We start from the raw sequence: 17,078 nt of genomic DNA on the forward strand, positions 1-17,078 counted from the left end.
GCACGCCTGCGGTTTCGCCGCGCAGTTCGAGCGGCAGCATGACGTTTTCCAGCGCGCTGAGGTGCCCGACCAGCTGGAACGACTGGAAGACGAAGCCCACATGGCGCCCGCGCTGCGCCGCGCGCTGGTCCTCATCGAGCTGGAACAGGTCTTGCCCGTTGAGCCTCACCGTGCCCGTGGTGGGCAGGTCCAGGCCGGCCAGCAAGCCAAGCAGCGTCGACTTGCCCGAGCCGGATGCGCCGACGATGGCCAGCGTTTCACCACGCGTGACGGAAAACGTGACGTCGTGCAAAATCGTCAGCGAACCCGTCGTGTCGGCTACGGTCTTTCCTAATGACTCGACTGCAAGAATGGATGAAGACATGAGCAAGAAGTTCTGGTGCGGTTGGCGAAAGCTGGCGCTGGCGGTATGCGTGACCACGCTGCTGCCCGCGATGGTGCCGGCCACGGCGTCGATGGCGCGGGCGGCAACGCCCGCCATCCTGGTGCTGGGCGACAGCCTGTCGGCGGAGTATGGCATTGCGCGCGATGCCGGCTGGGTCAAGCTGCTGGAAGCACGGCTGCGCGAGGAGCGCTTCGATTATAACGTCGTGAATGCCAGCATCAGCGGCGAGACCACGGTGGGTGGCAAGACCCGCCTGCCCGATCTGCTGGCACGGCATCACCCGGCGGTGGTCGTGGTGGAACTGGGAGCCAACGACGCCTTGCGCGGCCTTGCGCTGCAAACCACCGAGGCCAATCTGCGCAGCATCGTCACCGGCGCCCAGCAGGCCAAGGCCAGCGTGCTGCTGGTTGGCATGCGCATCCCGCCCAACTACGGGCCGGACTACACCGAGCGTTTCTTCTCGCTCTACCCCAAGCTGGCCGGCGAGTACAAGACGCGGCTGGTGCCCTTCCTGCTGGAGCAGGTGGTCGGCAAGCCGCAGTGGTTCCAGGCGGATCGCATGCATCCCACCGCACAAGCGCAGGCGACATTGCTCGACACGGTGTGGCCCCAGCTCAAGCCTCTGCTGAAAGCGCCGGCCGCACGGACGGCGGGCCGCTAGGAGCGCTCGGGTCCCGTGCGCTGGCGTGTTGCCAGCAGAAAGGAAAAAGGCGCCCATGGCGCCTTTTTCCTTTGTGGCAAGGCTCGGGAGCTTGTTCCATGCTCCCTGCCCGCTTGCTCCTCATCGTATTACTGTGCCGCAGCCCCGCTGGCAGCACTGGCATCCGCCGCAACCGCGGGCCTGAGCACCTTCACCTTGGCGCGGTCCTTCAGGCTTTCGTAGAAGGCTTCCAGTTCGCTCTGGCCGGCCATCTGCGCCAGTTGCTGCGCCTCGCCCTGACGTTGCGCGGCATCGGCCTGCGCCGGCTGGCTGACCTTGCCGATGCGATAGATGGCATAACCGTCGGCGCCGAGATCCACGCCAACCAGCGAAGGCAGCTTCGTCGTATCGGCGCGCATCACGGCTTCAAGCGCCTTCGGCGCCAGGCCATCCGCCTTGGCGCGCGAGACCGTCACCGGCGCGCCAAAACCATCGGTGCCGCCGCTCTTCTTCAGCGCCTCGAGACGCGCCGCGCCTTCCTTCTTCGCCAGCTCGGCGGCCTGCTGCGCGATATAGCCTTCACGCACCTTGGCCTGCACCTCTTCGAACTTGCGCACGGCCGCCGGACGGTAGTCGACGATGCGCGCCGCCACCAGCGTATTGGGCGCCACCTGCACTGCCTCGGTATTGCGCTTGTTCTTGACCGAATCGTCGCTGAACAGGGCCTTGAGCAGCTTCTCGTTGTTGAGCGGGCTTTGGCCCAGCGCCGGGTTGGGCAGGCGCGTCACGCTGTCGGCGCTCTGGATGGTCAGCTTGAACTTGTCGGCCGCGGGCTTGAGGCTGTCGGACTGCTCATAGACCGTATTGCCGAAAGCGTCGGCCAGTTCGGTGTACTTCTTGGCCGCGAGCTGCTGGCGCAGTTCCGCTTCCAGGTCGGTACGGACCTGGTCGAGCGGCTTGGTTTCCGCCGGCTTGATGCCGCTGAGCTTGATGATGTGATAGCCGTAGTCGGTTTCCACCACGTCGCTGATCTGGCCGTCCTTCAGCGCGTACATGGCATCCTCGAACGGCTTGACCAGCGCGCCGCGGCCCATGAAGCCGAGGTCGCCGCCCTTTTCCGCAGAGCCCGGGTCCTGCGACTGCTTGCGCGCCACGTCGGCGAAGGTCTCGGGATGCTTGCGCAGATCCTCGAGCAGCCTGGTGGCCTTTTCCTTGGCCGCCTTGCGGTCCGCTGCCGGCGCGTCCTTGGGCGAGGCGATCAGGATATGGCTGGCGCGGCGCTGCTCATCGGTACGGAAGCGCGCGATATTGCTGTCGTAGTAGGACTTGAGTTCTTCGGGCGAGACCGTGGTCGACGCGGCCAGCGCAGCTGCCGACAGAACAAGGTACTCGACCTTGGCCTGCTCGGGCACCGAAAAGTCGGCCTTGTGGCTTTCGTAGTAAGCCTTGAGCGCGGCTTCGTCGGGATTGACCTTGGCGGCGAACCCGGCCGGCTTGATCAGCAGCGCCTGCACCTCGCGCTGTTGGTCGCGGATGGCGATCAGGCGGTCGAGCAGCGACTTCGGCATGAACGCGGTAGCGCCGATGGAGGTGCCGAGCTGCTGGGTGGCCAGATCGAAACGCATGCGCGCGTCGAACTGCTCGGGCGTCATGCCTTGCTGCGCCAGCAAGGCGATATAGGCCTTGTCGTCGATGGTGCCGTCCTTCTTCTTCGGCAACTGGGCGATGGCGGGAATGCTGCTGATGGCCTCGAACAGGCGTTCGTTGGAGACGGTCAGGTGCTTGTTGGCCACTTCATTGGCCACCACGCGCTGCTGGATCAGCTGGTCCAGCACTTGCTGGCGCGCCTGCGCGCCTTCGAACTGGCGCGGGTCGTAGTTCGTGCCCAGCATCTGGCGCATGCGCTCGCTCTGGTCGCGCACCACATTGTCGACTTCCTGGGTGGTGATGGCACGGCCATCCACCTTGGCAGCGTCGTGCGAACTGTCCATGAAACGCGAGTAGCTCTCCACGCCGAAGAACACGAACGACGGGAAGACAAGCACCAGCAGCAGCAAAAGCATCAAGCGCCGGTTGTTGCGTACGAAATCAAGCATGCTGACTCAGGAAAAGGGTTGGTACCGAACGGCAAACTCCGGGATTCTATCAGGAGCGGCAAGCTTCACGTCATTTGCGGCGCCTCGGGCGCCGCCCGTGAAGCCGGCTGCCCCCTGCGCAGCGCGTAACCCGGGACAGGCAGACCGGGGAGCAAGGACAGAATCGGGGAAAGAACCGCAGGAAGCGCAAAAAGCAAAACGGGCCACAAGGGCCCGTTTTGCTGACTGCATGTTTGGCGGAGTGGACGGGACTCGAACCCGCGACCCCCGGCGTGACAGGCCGGTATTCTAACCAACTGAACTACCACTCCTGAATCTGTGCAGCAACACGCGCACTGTGCGGATCGTCTTGCGGCAGGAGCGATGGTGGGTGCTGAGGGGCTCGAACCCCCGACCTACGCCTTGTAAGGGCGCCGCTCTACCAACTGAGCTAAGCACCCGCTCGTACCGCAGCCGCACTGCATGCTGCAAGCATCGCCGCGCACATTTCAGAGAAATTACTGCTGTTTGCGTTGCGAGGCCGCAAGTGTAATACAGCCGTTGGCATTTTGCCAAGCTTTCTTGACAGTCATTTTCAACGGCACGAAAGCGCGCTGCTAGCCGCGCGAAAAACGCCCACTACGCACGCATCACGCGATGCGCGGCGAACCATCTGCCACCCGACAAAAAAACGCCGCGGGGGGCACCCGCGGCGTTTCTCACAAGCTGACTACGGCAAGGTCAGTGATGAATCATCTCGACCTTGGCCGCGGCCTTGTCCGCCACGTCGGCAGGCTTGGCCACTTCTTCCGGCAACGGCTCGGGCTTGCGCTCGAGCGCCAGTTCCAGGACCTTGTCGATCCAGCGCACCGGGATGATCTCGATGGCGTTCTTGACGTTGTCCGGAATCTCGGCGAGATCCTTCACGTTCTCTTCGGGGATCAGCACCAGCTTGATACCGCCGCGATGCGCCGCGAGCAGTTTCTCCTTGAGGCCACCGATCGGCAGGACTTCGCCGCGCAGCGTGATCTCACCGGTCATGGCCACGTCAGCGCGCACCGGGATACCCGTGAGCACCGACACCAGCGCCGTGGTCATGGCGCCGCCGGCCGAAGGACCATCCTTGGGGGTGGCGCCTTCGGGCACGTGGATGTGGATGTCGCGCTTCTCGAACATCTCGTCCGTGATGCCCAGACGACGTGCCCGCGAGCGCACCACCGAACGCGCCGCCTCGACCGATTCCTTCATCACGTCGCCCAGCGAACCGGTACGGGTGATGTTGCCCTTGCCCGGCATGATCGCGGCTTCGATGGTCAGCAGATCGCCGCCCACTTCCGTCCACGCCAGACCGGTCACCTGGCCTACCTGATTTTCCTTGCCGGCCAGGCCGAAGTCGTACTTGCGCACGCCGAGGAACTTGTCCAGGTTGGACGACGCCACCTTGACCGTGCCCGTTTCCTTCTTGAGCAGCAGCAGCTTGACGACCTTGCGGGCGATCTTCGAGACTTCGCGCTCGAGCGAACGAACGCCCGCTTCACGCGTGTAGTAGCGAATGATGTCGCGCAGGGCGTCTTCGCTCACTTCCATCTCGCCTGCCTTCAGACCATTGTTCTTGATCTGCTTGGGCAGCAGGTAGCGCTGGGCGATATTGACCTTCTCTTCCTCGGTGTACCCCGACAGGCGAATCACTTCCATCCGGTCCAGCAGCGGCGGCGGAATGTTCAGCGAGTTGGAGGTCGCCACGAACATCACGTCGGACAGGTCGAAGTCGACCTCGATGTAATGGTCCTGGAAGGTGTGGTTCTGTTCCGGGTCCAGCACCTCGAGCAACGCCGACGAAGGATCGCCGCGGAAATCCATGCCCATCTTGTCGATCTCGTCGAGCAGGAAGAGCGGATTGCGCACGCCGACCTTGGCCAGGCTTTGCAGGATCTTGCCGGGCATCGAGCCGATATACGTGCGGCGGTGGCCGCGGATCTCGGCTTCGTCACGCACGCCACCCAGTGCCATGCGCACGAACTTGCGGTTCGTGGCGCGCGCCACCGACTGGCCAAGCGAGGTCTTGCCCACGCCGGGGGGGCCGACCAGGCACAGGATCGGCGCCTTCACCTTGTCCACGCGCTGTTGCACTGCGAGGTACTCGAGAATGCGTTCCTTGACCTTCTCCAGGCCGTAGTGGTCTTCGTCCAGCACGCGCTCGGCGTTGGCGAGGTCGTTGTTGACCTTGCTCTTCTTGCGCCACGGCAGGTTGACCAGCGTGTCGATGTAGTTGCGCACGACGGTGGCTTCGGCCGACATCGGCGACATCAGCTTGAGTTTCTTGAATTCGGCGTCGGCCTTCTTCTTGGCTTCCTTCGGCATGCGCGCAGCCTTGATGCGCTTGTCGAGTTCTTCCAGGTCGGCGCCCTCTTCGCCTTCGCCCAGTTCCTTCTGGATGGCCTTGACCTGCTCGTTGAGGTAGTACTCGCGCTGGCTCTTCTCCATCTGGCGCTTGACGCGGCCACGGATGCGCTTTTCCACCTGCAGGATGTCGATCTCGCCCTCGAGCTGCGACAGCAGGCTCTCCAGGCGTTCGGTGACATTCACCATCTCCAGGATCTTCTGCTTCTGCTCGAGCTTGATCGGCAGATGCGCGGCGATGGTGTCGGCCAGGCGGCCAGGCTCGTCGATACCCGACAGCGAGGTCAGGATCTCGGGCGGGATCTTCTTGTTCAGCTTCACGTACTGGTCGAACTGCGACACGATGGCGCGGCGCAGCGCCTCCGTCTCGGCGGTCTCGACCGGGCCCGGCGGCACCGGCACGGCTTCGCACATGAAGTGCGATTCGTCTTCGCTCACTTCGCGGATATTCGCGCGCTGCGTGCCTTCCACCAGCACCTTGACGGTGCCGTCGGGCAGCTTGAGCATTTGCAGGATGTTGGCGATGCAGCCTACCTCGTAGAGGTCGTCGGCGGTCGGTTCATCCTTGGCCGCCGTTTTCTGGGCTACAAGCATGATGCTTTTGCCCGACTCCATCGCAGTTTCTAGCGCCTTGATGGACTTCGGACGTCCCACGAACAGTGGGATCACCATGTGCGGAAACACCACCACGTCGCGCAGGGGCAACAGTGGGAGGCGAATCGGCTCAGCCGGGAGGAGTTGTGTTCCGGACATCATTTTCCCCAGTCAGTCATTTAGGCGTAAATTGGGCCGCATGAATCGATTGCAAGATAGGCTTTGCCAGCGATTCCATACCTGGTGCAAATGCTGCTCCCTGCACTTGCAAGACCCGTCCAAACAGCATACCCCCGTTTCCTCCCCTTCGTTTTACGAAAATGAAGAAAAAAAGCCGCTCGCTTTTCGCGAACGGCCTTTCGGACTCGCTGCCGGCCTGAAATCGTCATAAGCGCCGGCGTTCGCGTCAGTTCGAACCAGCCACTTTCGGCTGTTCCTCGTACATCAGCAATGGCGGAGCATCCCCGGTAATGGTGTTCTCGTCGATCACCACCTTTTGCACGCCCTTGTAGTTGGGCAAGTCGTACATCACATCCATCAGCGATTGTTCGAGTATCGAACGCAGGCCACGCGCACCGGTCTTGCGGCGGATCGCCTTGCGGGCGATGGCCGACAATGCCGCCGGGCGGATTTCCAGCTCCACGCCTTCCATGGCCAGCAGCTTCTGGTACTGCTTGATCAGCGCGTTCTTCGGCTCGACCAGGATCTGCATCAGCGCGGCCTCGTCCAGCTTGGCCAGCGTGGCGACCACCGGCAGGCGGCCGATCAGTTCCGGGATCAGGCCGAACTTGATCAGGTCTTCCGGCTCGACCTGGGGCAGCACTTCGCTGGCCTCGCGCTCTTCCTTGCTCTGCACCTGCGCGGCAAAACCGATGCCGGTCTTGTCCGAACGCTGCATGATGACCTTTTCCAGGCCGTCGAACGCGCCGCCGCAGATGAACAGGATATTGGTGGTATCCACCTGCAGGAAGTCCTGGTTCGGGTGCTTGCGGCCGCCCTGCGGTGGCACCGAAGCCATCGTGCCTTCGACCAGCTTGAGCAGGGCCTGCTGCACGCCTTCGCCCGACACGTCGCGGGTGATGGAGGGGTTGTCCGACTTGCGCGAGATCTTGTCGATCTCATCGATATAGACAATGCCGCGCTGCGCCTTTTCCACCTCGTAGTTGCAGTTCTGCAGCAACTTCTGGATGATGTTTTCCACGTCCTCGCCGACATAGCCGGCTTCGGTCAGCGTGGTGGCATCGGCGATCACGAACGGCACGTTCAGCAGGCGGGCCAGCGTCTGCGCCAGCAGCGTCTTGCCCGAGCCGGTGGGCCCGATCAGCAGGATGTTGCTCTTGGACAACTCGACGTCGTCCTTCTTGCCGAGGTGCTTCAGGCGCTTGTAGTGGTTGTACACCGCTACGGCCAGGATCTTCTTGGCCTGCTCTTGCCCGATCACATACTGATCCAGGCTTTCGCGGATCTCATGAGGGGTCGGGAGATCGGACTTGGCCGTGGCGCCGGTATCCTTGTCGGATGCGGCTGCCTCGTCGCGGATGATCTCGTTGCACAGGTCGATGCATTCGTCGCAAATGAACACCGACGGGCCGGCGATGAGCTTCTTTACCTCGTGCTGGCTTTTGCCGCAGAACGAGCAGTAAAGGAGCTTCTCGCTGGATGAACCTTTTTTATCCGCCATAGGAATCAGTCACATTAGCAGTGTGCGTGCCGCAGTGCCGGGGCGCTGCGGGGATACGCTTCAAACGCATCATACGCCAAAAATTTGGCGCGGCGGGTAGGACCCCCACGCTGTGGGGCAAAAGCAAAAACGAGGCTCAAGGCCTCGTTTCTGTGTAGCCTTCTTCGTTCCGGGCAGGTCCACGACGCCCGAGGGATCCTGGACCTGCACCTGCCCGGCCTGCCGTTCCGGCGACCGGGCCAGCCTGTCAGCTTCGGCGTGCGAGGACCTTGTCGATCAGGCCGTAGTCCACCGCCTGCTCGCCGCTCATGAAGTTGTCGCGATCGGTATCGCGGGCAATCTTCTCGACCGGCTGGCCGGTGACTTCCGACAGGATCGTGTTGAGCCGCTCGCGCAGGTACAGGATCTCGCGGGCCTGGATCTCGATGTCCGAGGCCTGGCCGCGCGCGCCGCCCAGCGGCTGGTGGATCATGATGCGCGAGTTGGGCAGCGCCGAACGCTTGCCCTTGGCGCCAGCAGACAGCAGGAATGCACCCATGCTGGCAGCCATGCCCATGCACAGCGTGGCCACGTCCGGCTTGACGAACTGCATGGTGTCGTAGATGGCGAGGCCAGCCGACACCGAGCCACCCGGCGAGTTGATGTAGAGCGAGATGTCCTTGTCCGGATTTTCGCTTTCCAGGAACAGCAGCTGTGCCACCACCAGGTTGGCGGTCTGGTCGTTGACTTCGCCGACCATGAAAATCAAACGCTCCTTCAACAGGCGCGAATAGATGTCATAGGCGCGCTCGCCCCGACCGGACTGCTCAACCACCATCGGCACCAGCCCCAGTCCCTGCGTTTCCAGGGCGGAGGCCTGCGTGGTGGCCAGACGGTCAAGCAAATCATTGCGGGTCATGCAAGTTCTCCTGGGGTTCGGTAAGAGACAAGGCTGCGGCCGGCGCGCCATGCGCCCCGGCCACGGGGCCAGGCTCAGGCCTGCTGCGGCTGGTTGTTGCCTTCAGCGGTCAGTTCCTCGAAGGACACCGTCTTGTCGGTGACCTTGGCCTTGTCGCACACGAAATTTACCACGTTGTTTTCCAGCACGTAGGCTTCCATTTCGGCCAGGCGCTGCTGGTCGCCGTAGTACCAGCGCATGACTTCCTTCGGGTCTTCGTAGCTCTTCGCGAAGTCCTCGATCTCGGCCTTGATCTGGTCTGCCTTGGCGTCCAGGCCGTGGGCCTTGACGATCTCGGCCAGGATCAGGCCCAGCTTGACGCGGCGTTCAGCCTGCTGGGTGAACATCTCGGCCGGAATCGGCATGTCCTTGGCGTTCGGCATGCCACGTTGTTCCAGGTCGCGGCGAGCCATTTCCACCAGGCGCTCCTGGTCCTGCTCGATCAGGGCCTTCGGCACTTCCAGTTCGCTGGCCTTGAGCAGCGCGTCCATGACCTGGTCCTTCAGCATGGCGTGCGTGCGGCGCTTGACTTCGCGCTCCAGGTTTTCGCGGATGTCGGCGCGCATCTTCTCGACGCTGCCGTCGGCGATACCCAGCGACTTGGCGAACTCGTCGTTCACTTCCGGCAGGTGCGCCCACTCGATCTTCTTCAGCGTGACGGTGAACTCGGCGGTCTTGCCGGCCACTTCCTTGCCGTGGTAGTCCTCGGGGAATGCCAGCGGGAAGGTCTTGCTTTCGCCAACCTTCAGGCCCAGGGCAGCCTGCTCGAATTCGGGCAGCATGCGGCCTTCGCCCAGCACGAAGGCGAAGTCGTCAGCCTTGCCGCCGGGGAATTCCACGCCGTCGATCTTGCCGACGAAGTCCAGCGTGACGCGGTCGCCATTCTGGGCTGCCACTTCACCGCCGCCGTCGCCGTGTTCGCCGGCTTCGCCGCGGGTGTGGTAATGCACGCGCTGCTTGCGCAGGATGTCGATGGTCTTGTCGACTTCGGCTTCGCTGATTTCGGTCTTGGTGCGGGTCACTTCGGCGTCGCTCAGGTCACCGAGCTTGACTTCCGGGTACACCTCGAAGGTGGCGTCGAAGGCCACTTCGTCTTCGCCCACGCCGTCGGTCTTGACCTCGAACTTGGGCTGGCCCGCCACCTTGACGTCCTGTTCCTTGGTGATGTCGAAGAACTTGCGGGCGGCCTTGTCGAAGCGCACTTCGAACTCGACCTGCTGGCCGTACTGCTTCTCGACCATCTTCATCGGTACCTTGCCGGGACGGAAACCGGACATCTTCACCGTCTTCGACAGGCGAACCAGACGTTCCTGCTTTTCCTTTTCGACTTCGGCCTTGGGAATGGCCAGGGTCACCTTGCGGTCCAGTTTGCCAAGGTTTTCAATGACATTCGACATGGTCGTTAATCCAATCCAGAAATGTTGTTGTGTTCGTAAGCGCACCCCGCTCGCGTGCCCGACACGACACAGGCAAAGCGACGGCAAATGCCGAGGCCCGGCACGCGGGCCTTATCGAAAACAGCGGGCACGCAGGCAAAACCGGCGGTCCCGGAGCATCCGGGCGCAAGCCCCGCGCAAACGGAAAACGGGGATTATCGCACGGTTTTCATTCGGTTCCGGCAGTTTTTAGCCGGGAACCGCCTCGGATGGCAAGCCATCCCCCGTCACCTGCCCTTGCCGCAAGGCGCGCACCAGCAGCCGCGCGGGATCAAGGGCCTCGACCAGCTCGAGTTCGAGCGGCAATGGCTCCCCTTCGATCTGGCTGGCCAGCAATTCCGCCCCCAATGCCGCCCATGTGAGGCCGCGCGAGCCATATGCAAGTGCCGCATAGAGTCCTGGCAGACGAGGGACATCCCTAAGGCGCGCGCCCCGCAGTGCGGCGGCATCCCGCGCGGCCTGCGCCTCGTCGGCGATACGGCCGATCAGCGGCAAGCGATTGTGCGACACGCTGCGCACGCCCACATAGCCGCCCAGCGCCGCGGGATCGAGGCTGGCGGCGGCGCCGGCAAGCGCCGGCAACAGCACGGCCAGCCTGGCAAGATTCTCCGCATGCACCTGCGGACGCGCGCCGGCGCCGCCCGCCTCCGGCGCGTCCGGCTCGTAGCTGGAACCGACCCGCGCACTGCCGTCCGCGGCACGCGGCAGCAGGTAACCGGTACCCGTGACAACGCAGTCCGGCCAAGTCCCCAGGCCTTGCAGCTGCTCGGGCTCCAGGGTGGTCAGTTGCCCGCGCACCCGGTCTATCGTCATATGGCGCAGCGGCAGCAGGCGCAGCGCTTCGTGCGCGTTGGCCACCACCGCCACCGGTGCCGTGGCCATCACGGCACCAGCCTCGTCCAGCGCCTGCCAGCCATCCGCGCCCCGCTCCAGCCGCGCCACCCGGCAGCCATAGCGCGCCGTCACCGCCGCCCCCGCCCGCGCCAGCTGCGCGCGGCAAATATCCGGCGGCGGCGCCCAGCCGCCCTGCTCGAACCACAGGCCGCCATGGGGCACTGCGGCGCCGTGCCGGCGCGCCGCTTCCTCGGGCCCCATCCAGCGCGCGAACGCCTCGGGAAAACCCAGCGCGGCCACTGCCGCCTGCTGGATGCGCGCGTCCTCCGCGCCCGCGCCGGTCTGCAGCACGCCGCAACCCTGCCAGCCGGGCGCGTGCCCTGCCTCGGCCAACGCCGCCCAGCTCCGCAGGGACTGCAGGTTGCCGGCACGCGACAGGCGCGACAGGATGCTGTCGTCCGAAGACAGATGCGGGTGCATGGCGGCGGCCCGGTGCGCCGATGTCAGCTGCGCCGGGCCTTCGTGCGCGTCGAACAGCGTCACCCGCCAGCCGCGCGCGGCCAGGCGTTCCGCGACCGCGCAGCCGGCCAGTCCGGCACCGATCACGATGGCATGGCGCTCGGGCCAGGCAGCGGCAGCGGGCGGGGGGTGCCGGCGCTTGCCGCGCGCGGCAGGGAAGCGCGCCACCGTCATATGCCACTTGCTGCCATAACCCTGCACCCGCTTGGCCTCGAAGCCGGCCGCCTGCAAACCCCGCCGGAAAAAGCCAGCCGCCGCGTAGCTCGCCAGCGTGGCCTCCGGGCGCGCCAGCCGGGCCAGGCGCTTCATCAGCGGCGGCTGCCACATCTCCGGATTGCGGTCGGGCGCGAAACCGTCGAGGTAGAACGCGTCCACGCCCATCACCAGCCTTGGCAGCATCGTATCGATATCGCCGAAGGCCAGCGTCAGCACCACCGCCCCACCCTCGAACTCCAGCCGGTGCAGCCCCGGCAGGGCCAGCGGCCACGCCTGCCGCAGCTGCGCGGCCAGCGGCGCGAGTTCCACCAGCCCCGGCAGGCTGCCATGGACGGCGGCAAGCCCCTCGCTGGTGAACGGATGCTTCTCCACCGACACGAAATGCAAGCGCCGGCAACGCTGCGGATCGTCCCGCCACGCTTGCCAGGTAGCAAGGAAATTGAGCCCCAGGCCAAAGCCGGCCTCCAGGATCACGAACTGGTCGCGCCCATCCCAGGCTTGCGGCAAGCCATTGCCCGCCAGGAAAACGTAGCGGGCCTGCTCCAGCCCTCCCTCGTCGCTATGGTAGACGTCGCCATAGCGCTCGGAATATGGCGGTCCTGCGGCGGAAAAGACGGGCTCGGCGAGATCTAGTGCACGGGACATGAAGGGGAGAACGTCGGACGGAAAAGAGACGGGAATAGACGGGAAGAGACGGAACAACAAGACTGCGGGGCTGGGGCAGGCCACCCGCAACACGCTGAAAACCGGCGCAAGGCGGCGCCAGAGCCCGGCGATGGTAGCATAGCGCCCTGTGCCGCCGGCCCTTCCCGGCCGGCATCCGCACGCCCTTTTTACCGCCTCGCCATGCTCAGCTATCGTCACGCCTTCCACGCCGGCAACCACGCCGATGTTCTCAAACACGCCATCGTGGTCCAGTTGCTGGAGCAGTTGACCCAGAAAGACAAGCCGTTCTGGTATATCGACACGCACGCCGGCGCCGGCCTCTATGCGCTCGACCACGCCTACGCGCAGAAGAAGGCCGAATTCGAGACCGGCATTGCGCGGCTGTGGCAGGCCGCTGCCGCCAAGCGCCCGATGCCCACCCTGCTCGAAGATTACCTCGAGCAGGTGCGCACCCTCAATCCCGACGGCAACCTGCGCCATTACCCCGGCTCGCCGTGGCTCGCCTGGCAGATGCTGCGCGAGGCCGACCGCCTGCGCCTGTTCGAGCTGCACAGCACGGAAATCCAGGTCCTTCGCGAGAATTTCCGCGGCGCCGGCCGCCGCGTGATGCTGTACGACGGCGACGGCTTTACCGGGATCAACGCCATCCTGCCGCCGCCGCCGCGCCGCGCGCTGGTGCTGATCGACCCCTCCTATGAGGACAAGCAGGACTACGCCCGCGTGCTGCGGACCCTGCAGGACGGCTTGCAGCGCTTTGCCACCGGCATGTACGCCATCTGGTATCCCGAGGTGCAGCGCCGCGAATCGGTGCAATTGCCGGTGCAACTGAAGAAACTGCCGCTCAAGAGCTGGCTGCATGTCAGCCTGCGCGTCAAGCAGCCGGTGGCGGGAGGACTGGGCCTGCATGGCAGCGGCATGTTTATCGTCAACCCGCCGTGGCGGCTGAAGGAAACCCTGGAGGCCGCCATGCCCGCCCTGGTGGGGTTGCTGCGCCAGGACGACGGCGCCGGCTTCACGCTGGAAGCCCACGAGAGCTGATTCCGGCGCCGGCAGGCAATGCCTGGCTTGCCTGGACCGCTCAGCCGCCGATGAGCGACTCGACGAAGTCTGCCCGCTGCCCGACAGGCAGGCGCGGCACCTCGACCAGTTCATAGCCATATCCGGCATACGTGCGCACCATGGCATCGAAGGTGCGCTCCGCCTCTTCCAAGGACTGCCTGCGCTCGGCATCCCGGGCGTAGATGTCTTCCCACGGCGGCAGGACAAAGACGCGGCGGTGATATCGGTATTGCCGCGCGGCAGCCTCCATGTGCGGCGGCACCGGCAGACCCGACAGGCTCAGGTAGCCGGCCACATCCGGTACGCCGCGATCGAAGAACACCGGCGCGGTGCCGCCGGCATGCGCCCGGTGATTGCGCATCTCGCGCGACAGCATCAACTCCGCGAACAGGCTGGGATCCACCCACGGCAGGCCACGGCCGTCCACCGACGACTGCTCCCGGATGATTTCGCGGCCCACCTCGGCCGAGGTGGCGAACCCCCTGCGCGCAAGCTCGCCGATCAGGGTGCTCTTGCCGGCGCCGGGACCGCCGGTGAGGATGAAGAAACGGGTAGTGACGATGGTCATGAACACTGAGTGGAAAAAGTCGAACGGGGTGACGCGGCTGTGGCCACAGAGGCATCGCGACGGACAATGCAGTTTGAGCCAGAGAGGCCCCCACCTCCCTGCCGGAAATCCACCATACTGGAAACTCGCATCTGCGCGCGGCACCGTGGGGAGGCAGGCCATGTGCGTCAACTATGCGCCAGCCCAGGCCGGGCTGCTCCGCGATGTCTTCGGCGTCACCTGCCTGGCGCAGGCGTGGCCGCCCGAAACCTGGCCAGACTATGCGGCCCCGCTGATCGTGACCAGCCGCGATGGCCGGCGCGAATGCCTGCTCGGCACCTTCGGCATGGTCCCGAGAAAACGCATTCCGCCCGGTGCGGCGAGATTCGACACGACGAACGCACGCTCGGAATCGGTCGGCGAGAAACGGGCGTTTTCCGCCGCGTGGAAGAAGGGGCAGCTATGCCTGGTGCCGGCAACGTGCTTCTATGAACCTGACTACGCCACCGGCAAGGCGGTACGCTGGCGCGTATGGCTCAAACATGACGAGCCGATGGCAATCGCCGGCCTCTGGCGCGACTGGCCCGGCGACGGCGGGCAAGACGTCTTCAGCTTCACCATGCTGACCATCAACTCGGGCCACCACCCGCTGATGAGCCGCTTCCACGCGCCGGGAAAGGAAAAGCGGATGATCGTGATCATACCGCCCACGGAGTGGGACGATTGGCTGACATGCAGGGATATGGAGCTGGCGCGCAGCTTCCTGCGCCCCTACGCAGCGGACAGGATGGCGGCGGAACCGGCGCCCCTGCCGCCTCGAGCGGCAGCGCAAACGTGACAAGCGCCCGCCCCGCATACACGAACACGAACGCGGCCAGGCGCAAAGCCACTCAGGAAATCGTGTACCTGTTCTGCTTGCTGCGGGAGTAAGCATCCCGCGCGAGTTCCAGGATCTGATCGCGGTGGCGATCGAAGGCCTCCAGCACGGCGGGCTCCTCCGGACGCATTTCGGGGCTGAGGTTGGAGAGCACCGCGTCGCCGACCTCGAAAGAGACCTCGCGCGAGTCGTCATAGCCCCAAAAGCACACGCAATGCCTGGATGGGTCGTAACTCCGGCTGGGATTGGGAAAATTGAGTGCCATGCATGCATCCTAGTCCGATTCTCCGGCATTTGGACGGAATAGCTCGTCCGGGCAGGGTATTTAGCTCATTTTGAGCAGCGAATCCGCAAGAAAGTCTGGAAAAAGTCGCTTTACGGCGATCCGGCACCTGCCTTGATCGCGCCAATCCCAAGCACGGCATCCTGCAACGCAGCCAGGCATCGCTATTCCTGACCTTGCGCAACATATAGGCAGTGAGAAGACCTGATCTAAGCATCTTCTACTTGGCCTGCGCAGCGCCAGACCGTAGGATTCCCGAAACCGACACGGCAAGATCCGCCAGCGGTGCGGCCACCGTGCGCACGGGCAGGCCGCTTGCCATCAAGCCGGCCACCGGAAATCAATTGCAAGGGTCAAGGGATCATATGAAAAGCTTGAGCGGAGCCACCCGCGGGTGGACGCCGGATAGCGAGGCGAACGACCGGGGCATCTGGAAGAACACGATCGCCGCCGCCAGCCATGCGCTGGAAACTGTCACGCTGATCGAGCATGGCGTGGGCATGACGCTGAAGCTGCAGCGCAAGATACGCGCGCTGCGCGAGCGCCTGCGCGCCACGCAAAACGAGCTCGACCGCTACCGCGACCTGCACGCCCGCGCGGTGCAAGCGCAGCGCGCCGCCGAAGCCGCCGCGCCGGACGACGCCCTGCGGCTCAAGGGGGAAAAGGAAGCGCTGCAGATGCGGCATCGCGCATACAAGCTGCTGGTCGAGCATTATGCGCGCACCGGCACGCCCATCGACGCGGCCGTCTTTGCCCGGCAACGCCACCAGGTGCTCCAGCACATCCTGTTCCAGCAACGCCGGGGCGTGGCCGCAAGCCGGATCAGCGTGGACGATATCGCGTTCCTGCTGCGCTGAACCAGCAGGCAAACTCGCGGGCCTTCGCCAGCGCCCGCAGCCGACCGCGGATTGCGCTGGCCTCACCGTCTTTCGGTGCAACCCGTCCGGCCTCCGCCCCCCCCGGAGGGGAAAGAGAATCGCAGCGGCGTTGCGACAATCGAGAGCCAGCCGGATCCGCTTACACCGGCTGCGCCTTTAAAGGCCCGCAGAGTTCGCGGGCTTTTTTTGGCCCCCCCCCACTTCGCCCACGCCTGCAGCCACATGCCGGTGTCGGATGCACGCTGCGATCGTCAATGTAGCCATTGACGTGCATTCAGCATTCAAATGATAATGCGTCGCATTTCTTTCGCAATCCCCTATGCTCTCCCCGAGGATTTCTTTGTCCAACCCGGTCTTTCGGAACAACGAGGCCAACCATGCGCGCGCGGCATGCATGGCGGGATGCCGCACTACTGTTGCGCTGCTGGCCTATTCGCCGTCGGCAGGCTGCGGCCACCGCGGGTGGGCCTGACGCCCGTCGCGCGCTCGCCATGTCGCCCCCGTCCTCGCGCGTGTTCGGACTGTTCGCCTACTACGAAGAACTGGTCGGCACCTGGACCCGCAAGCTGAGCAACCGCCACGAGGCAGAGGACCTGACCCAGGACGCGCTGCTCAGGGTCCTGGAAAACAAGGCGGGCCCACCCGACCATCCACGCGCCTACCTGCACCAGACCGCCCGCCACCTTGCTATCGACGCCTTCCGGCGCGAAGGTGGACGGGAAGCGGTCCCGCTTGACAGCATTGCCGCGCATCACGCAAGCTCGGGCGATCCCGAGGCCGCGCTCCACGCCGTCCAGCTGGCCGCCGCGCTGGAGCAGGCGCTGGCCGAGCTGCCGCTCAAATGCCGCCAGGTATTTGTCTGGCAGCGCCTCGAAGGGCTCTCCCAGCAAGAGATCGCCGAGCGCCTCCGGGTTTCGAAGAATATGGTCGAAAAATACATGATCCGAACGATGCGCCATCTGCGCGAACGGCTCGGGTCGCAAGCACCGCATTGAGTACCGGGTACCGCGCCTTGATTCAGGCTCCTTTCTCCTCTCGCTGCCCGCCGCGC

14 protein-coding genes and 2 tRNA genes are annotated in these 17,078 nt (G+C 64.7%); 5 read left to right on the plus strand and 11 right to left on the minus strand.

Features of this window, described 5'->3' with window-relative positions; translation table 11 throughout:
- The coding region (locus tag P3W85_RS24900) for an ATP-binding cassette domain-containing protein (protein ID WP_276266728.1) at positions 1-364 on the minus strand (364 nt) is incomplete at its 3' end.
- Between P3W85_RS24900 and P3W85_RS24905 the strand changes: the two genes are divergently transcribed.
- Positions 363-1,046, plus strand: a complete 684-nt coding sequence (locus P3W85_RS24905; protein ID WP_017224978.1) for a GDSL-type esterase/lipase family protein — start codon at positions 363-365, stop codon at positions 1,044-1,046. The two genes, P3W85_RS24900 and P3W85_RS24905, sit on opposite strands and share 2 nt — an antisense overlap.
- 128 nt (positions 1,047-1,174) lie before the next feature.
- Here P3W85_RS24905 and P3W85_RS24910 read toward each other — a convergent pair whose 3' ends face one another.
- From P3W85_RS24910 to mnmC, 8 genes are all read right to left on the minus strand, one after another.
- Complete coding sequence (locus P3W85_RS24910) at positions 1,175-3,121, minus strand: SurA N-terminal domain-containing protein (protein WP_276266729.1); 1,947 nt, start codon at positions 3,119-3,121, stop codon at positions 1,175-1,177.
- A 234-nt stretch (positions 3,122-3,355) separates the two neighbouring features.
- Positions 3,356-3,432, minus strand: a tRNA-Asp gene (locus tag P3W85_RS24915).
- A gap of 53 nt (positions 3,433-3,485) precedes the next feature.
- Positions 3,486-3,561 (minus strand) — tRNA-Val (locus tag P3W85_RS24920).
- Between the two features lie 280 nt (positions 3,562-3,841).
- Positions 3,842-6,253: an endopeptidase La gene (lon, locus tag P3W85_RS24925; RefSeq protein ID WP_035807336.1), complete on the minus strand. Its 2,412-nt coding sequence runs from the start codon at positions 6,251-6,253 to the stop codon at positions 3,842-3,844.
- Positions 6,254-6,500: 247 nt separating this feature from the next.
- Positions 6,501-7,775, minus strand: coding sequence for an ATP-dependent Clp protease ATP-binding subunit ClpX (gene clpX, locus P3W85_RS24930; RefSeq protein ID WP_017224975.1), 1,275 nt, complete (start codon positions 7,773-7,775; stop codon positions 6,501-6,503).
- Positions 7,776-8,022: 247 nt separating this feature from the next.
- On the minus strand, positions 8,023-8,673 hold the full coding sequence (clpP, locus tag P3W85_RS24935) for an ATP-dependent Clp endopeptidase proteolytic subunit ClpP (RefSeq protein WP_017224974.1): 651 nt from the start codon (positions 8,671-8,673) through the stop codon (positions 8,023-8,025).
- Positions 8,674-8,747: 74 nt separating this feature from the next.
- Positions 8,748-10,109, minus strand: a complete 1,362-nt coding sequence (tig, locus tag P3W85_RS24940) for a trigger factor (protein ID WP_017224973.1) — start codon at positions 10,107-10,109, stop codon at positions 8,748-8,750.
- Positions 10,110-10,337: 228 nt separating this feature from the next.
- Positions 10,338-12,362: a bifunctional tRNA (5-methylaminomethyl-2-thiouridine)(34)-methyltransferase MnmD/FAD-dependent 5-carboxymethylaminomethyl-2-thiouridine(34) oxidoreductase MnmC gene (mnmC, locus tag P3W85_RS24945; protein ID WP_276266730.1), complete on the minus strand. Its 2,025-nt coding sequence runs from the start codon at positions 12,360-12,362 to the stop codon at positions 10,338-10,340.
- A gap of 201 nt (positions 12,363-12,563) precedes the next feature.
- Between mnmC and P3W85_RS24950 the strand changes: the two genes are divergently transcribed.
- Complete coding sequence (locus P3W85_RS24950; protein ID WP_017225650.1) at positions 12,564-13,421, plus strand: 23S rRNA (adenine(2030)-N(6))-methyltransferase RlmJ; 858 nt, start codon at positions 12,564-12,566, stop codon at positions 13,419-13,421.
- 40 nt (positions 13,422-13,461) lie between these two features.
- Here the strand turns inward: P3W85_RS24950 and P3W85_RS24955 are convergent, their stop codons facing one another.
- Positions 13,462-14,010: an AAA family ATPase gene (locus P3W85_RS24955; RefSeq protein ID WP_017225651.1), complete on the minus strand. Its 549-nt coding sequence runs from the start codon at positions 14,008-14,010 to the stop codon at positions 13,462-13,464.
- A gap of 160 nt (positions 14,011-14,170) precedes the next feature.
- Between P3W85_RS24955 and P3W85_RS24960 the strand changes: the two genes are divergently transcribed.
- Complete coding sequence (locus P3W85_RS24960; RefSeq protein ID WP_276266731.1) at positions 14,171-14,827, plus strand: SOS response-associated peptidase; 657 nt, start codon at positions 14,171-14,173, stop codon at positions 14,825-14,827.
- Between the two features lie 52 nt (positions 14,828-14,879).
- Here P3W85_RS24960 and P3W85_RS24965 read toward each other — a convergent pair whose 3' ends face one another.
- Positions 14,880-15,131, minus strand: coding sequence for a DUF1488 domain-containing protein (locus tag P3W85_RS24965; protein ID WP_017225653.1), 252 nt, complete (start codon positions 15,129-15,131; stop codon positions 14,880-14,882).
- A gap of 383 nt (positions 15,132-15,514) precedes the next feature.
- Between P3W85_RS24965 and P3W85_RS24970 the strand changes: the two genes are divergently transcribed.
- Both P3W85_RS24970 and P3W85_RS24975 read left to right on the plus strand, forming a co-directional pair.
- Positions 15,515-16,006: a hypothetical protein gene (locus P3W85_RS24970; protein ID WP_276266732.1), complete on the plus strand. Its 492-nt coding sequence runs from the start codon at positions 15,515-15,517 to the stop codon at positions 16,004-16,006.
- A gap of 398 nt (positions 16,007-16,404) precedes the next feature.
- Positions 16,405-17,022, plus strand: a complete 618-nt coding sequence (locus tag P3W85_RS24975; protein ID WP_346430288.1) for a sigma-70 family RNA polymerase sigma factor — start codon at positions 16,405-16,407, stop codon at positions 17,020-17,022.
- Positions 17,023-17,078: the final 56 nt, after the last annotated feature.

The sequence above is a fragment of the Cupriavidus basilensis genome (assembly GCF_029335485.1).
Taxonomy (GTDB): Bacteria; Pseudomonadota; Gammaproteobacteria; order Burkholderiales; family Burkholderiaceae; genus Cupriavidus; species Cupriavidus basilensis_E.

What these genes read in the sequence shown, in the direction of transcription:
- clpX (WP_017224975.1), bottom strand. Translation starts at nt 7,775, where the DNA reads ATGGCGGATAAAAAAGGTTCATCCAGCGAGAAGCTCCTTTACTGCTCG.
- P3W85_RS24960 (WP_276266731.1), top strand. Translation starts at nt 14,171, where the DNA reads ATGTGCGTCAACTATGCGCCAGCCCAGGCCGGGCTGCTCCGCGATGTC.
- P3W85_RS24910 (WP_276266729.1), bottom strand. Translation starts at nt 3,121, where the DNA reads ATGCTTGATTTCGTACGCAACAACCGGCGCTTGATGCTTTTGCTGCTG.
- P3W85_RS24970 (WP_276266732.1), top strand. Translation starts at nt 15,515, where the DNA reads ATGAAAAGCTTGAGCGGAGCCACCCGCGGGTGGACGCCGGATAGCGAG.
- P3W85_RS24955 (WP_017225651.1), bottom strand. Translation starts at nt 14,010, where the DNA reads ATGACCATCGTCACTACCCGTTTCTTCATCCTCACCGGCGGTCCCGGC.
- tig (WP_017224973.1), bottom strand. Translation starts at nt 10,109, where the DNA reads ATGTCGAATGTCATTGAAAACCTTGGCAAACTGGACCGCAAGGTGACC.
- P3W85_RS24905 (WP_017224978.1), top strand. Translation starts at nt 363, where the DNA reads ATGAGCAAGAAGTTCTGGTGCGGTTGGCGAAAGCTGGCGCTGGCGGTA.
- P3W85_RS24975 (WP_346430288.1), top strand. Translation starts at nt 16,405, where the DNA reads ATGCGCGCGCGGCATGCATGGCGGGATGCCGCACTACTGTTGCGCTGC.
- mnmC (WP_276266730.1), bottom strand. Translation starts at nt 12,362, where the DNA reads ATGTCCCGTGCACTAGATCTCGCCGAGCCCGTCTTTTCCGCCGCAGGA.
- clpP (WP_017224974.1), bottom strand. Translation starts at nt 8,673, where the DNA reads ATGACCCGCAATGATTTGCTTGACCGTCTGGCCACCACGCAGGCCTCC.
- lon (WP_035807336.1), bottom strand. Translation starts at nt 6,253, where the DNA reads ATGTCCGGAACACAACTCCTCCCGGCTGAGCCGATTCGCCTCCCACTG.
- P3W85_RS24950 (WP_017225650.1), top strand. Translation starts at nt 12,564, where the DNA reads ATGCTCAGCTATCGTCACGCCTTCCACGCCGGCAACCACGCCGATGTT.
- P3W85_RS24965 (WP_017225653.1), bottom strand. Translation starts at nt 15,131, where the DNA reads ATGGCACTCAATTTTCCCAATCCCAGCCGGAGTTACGACCCATCCAGG.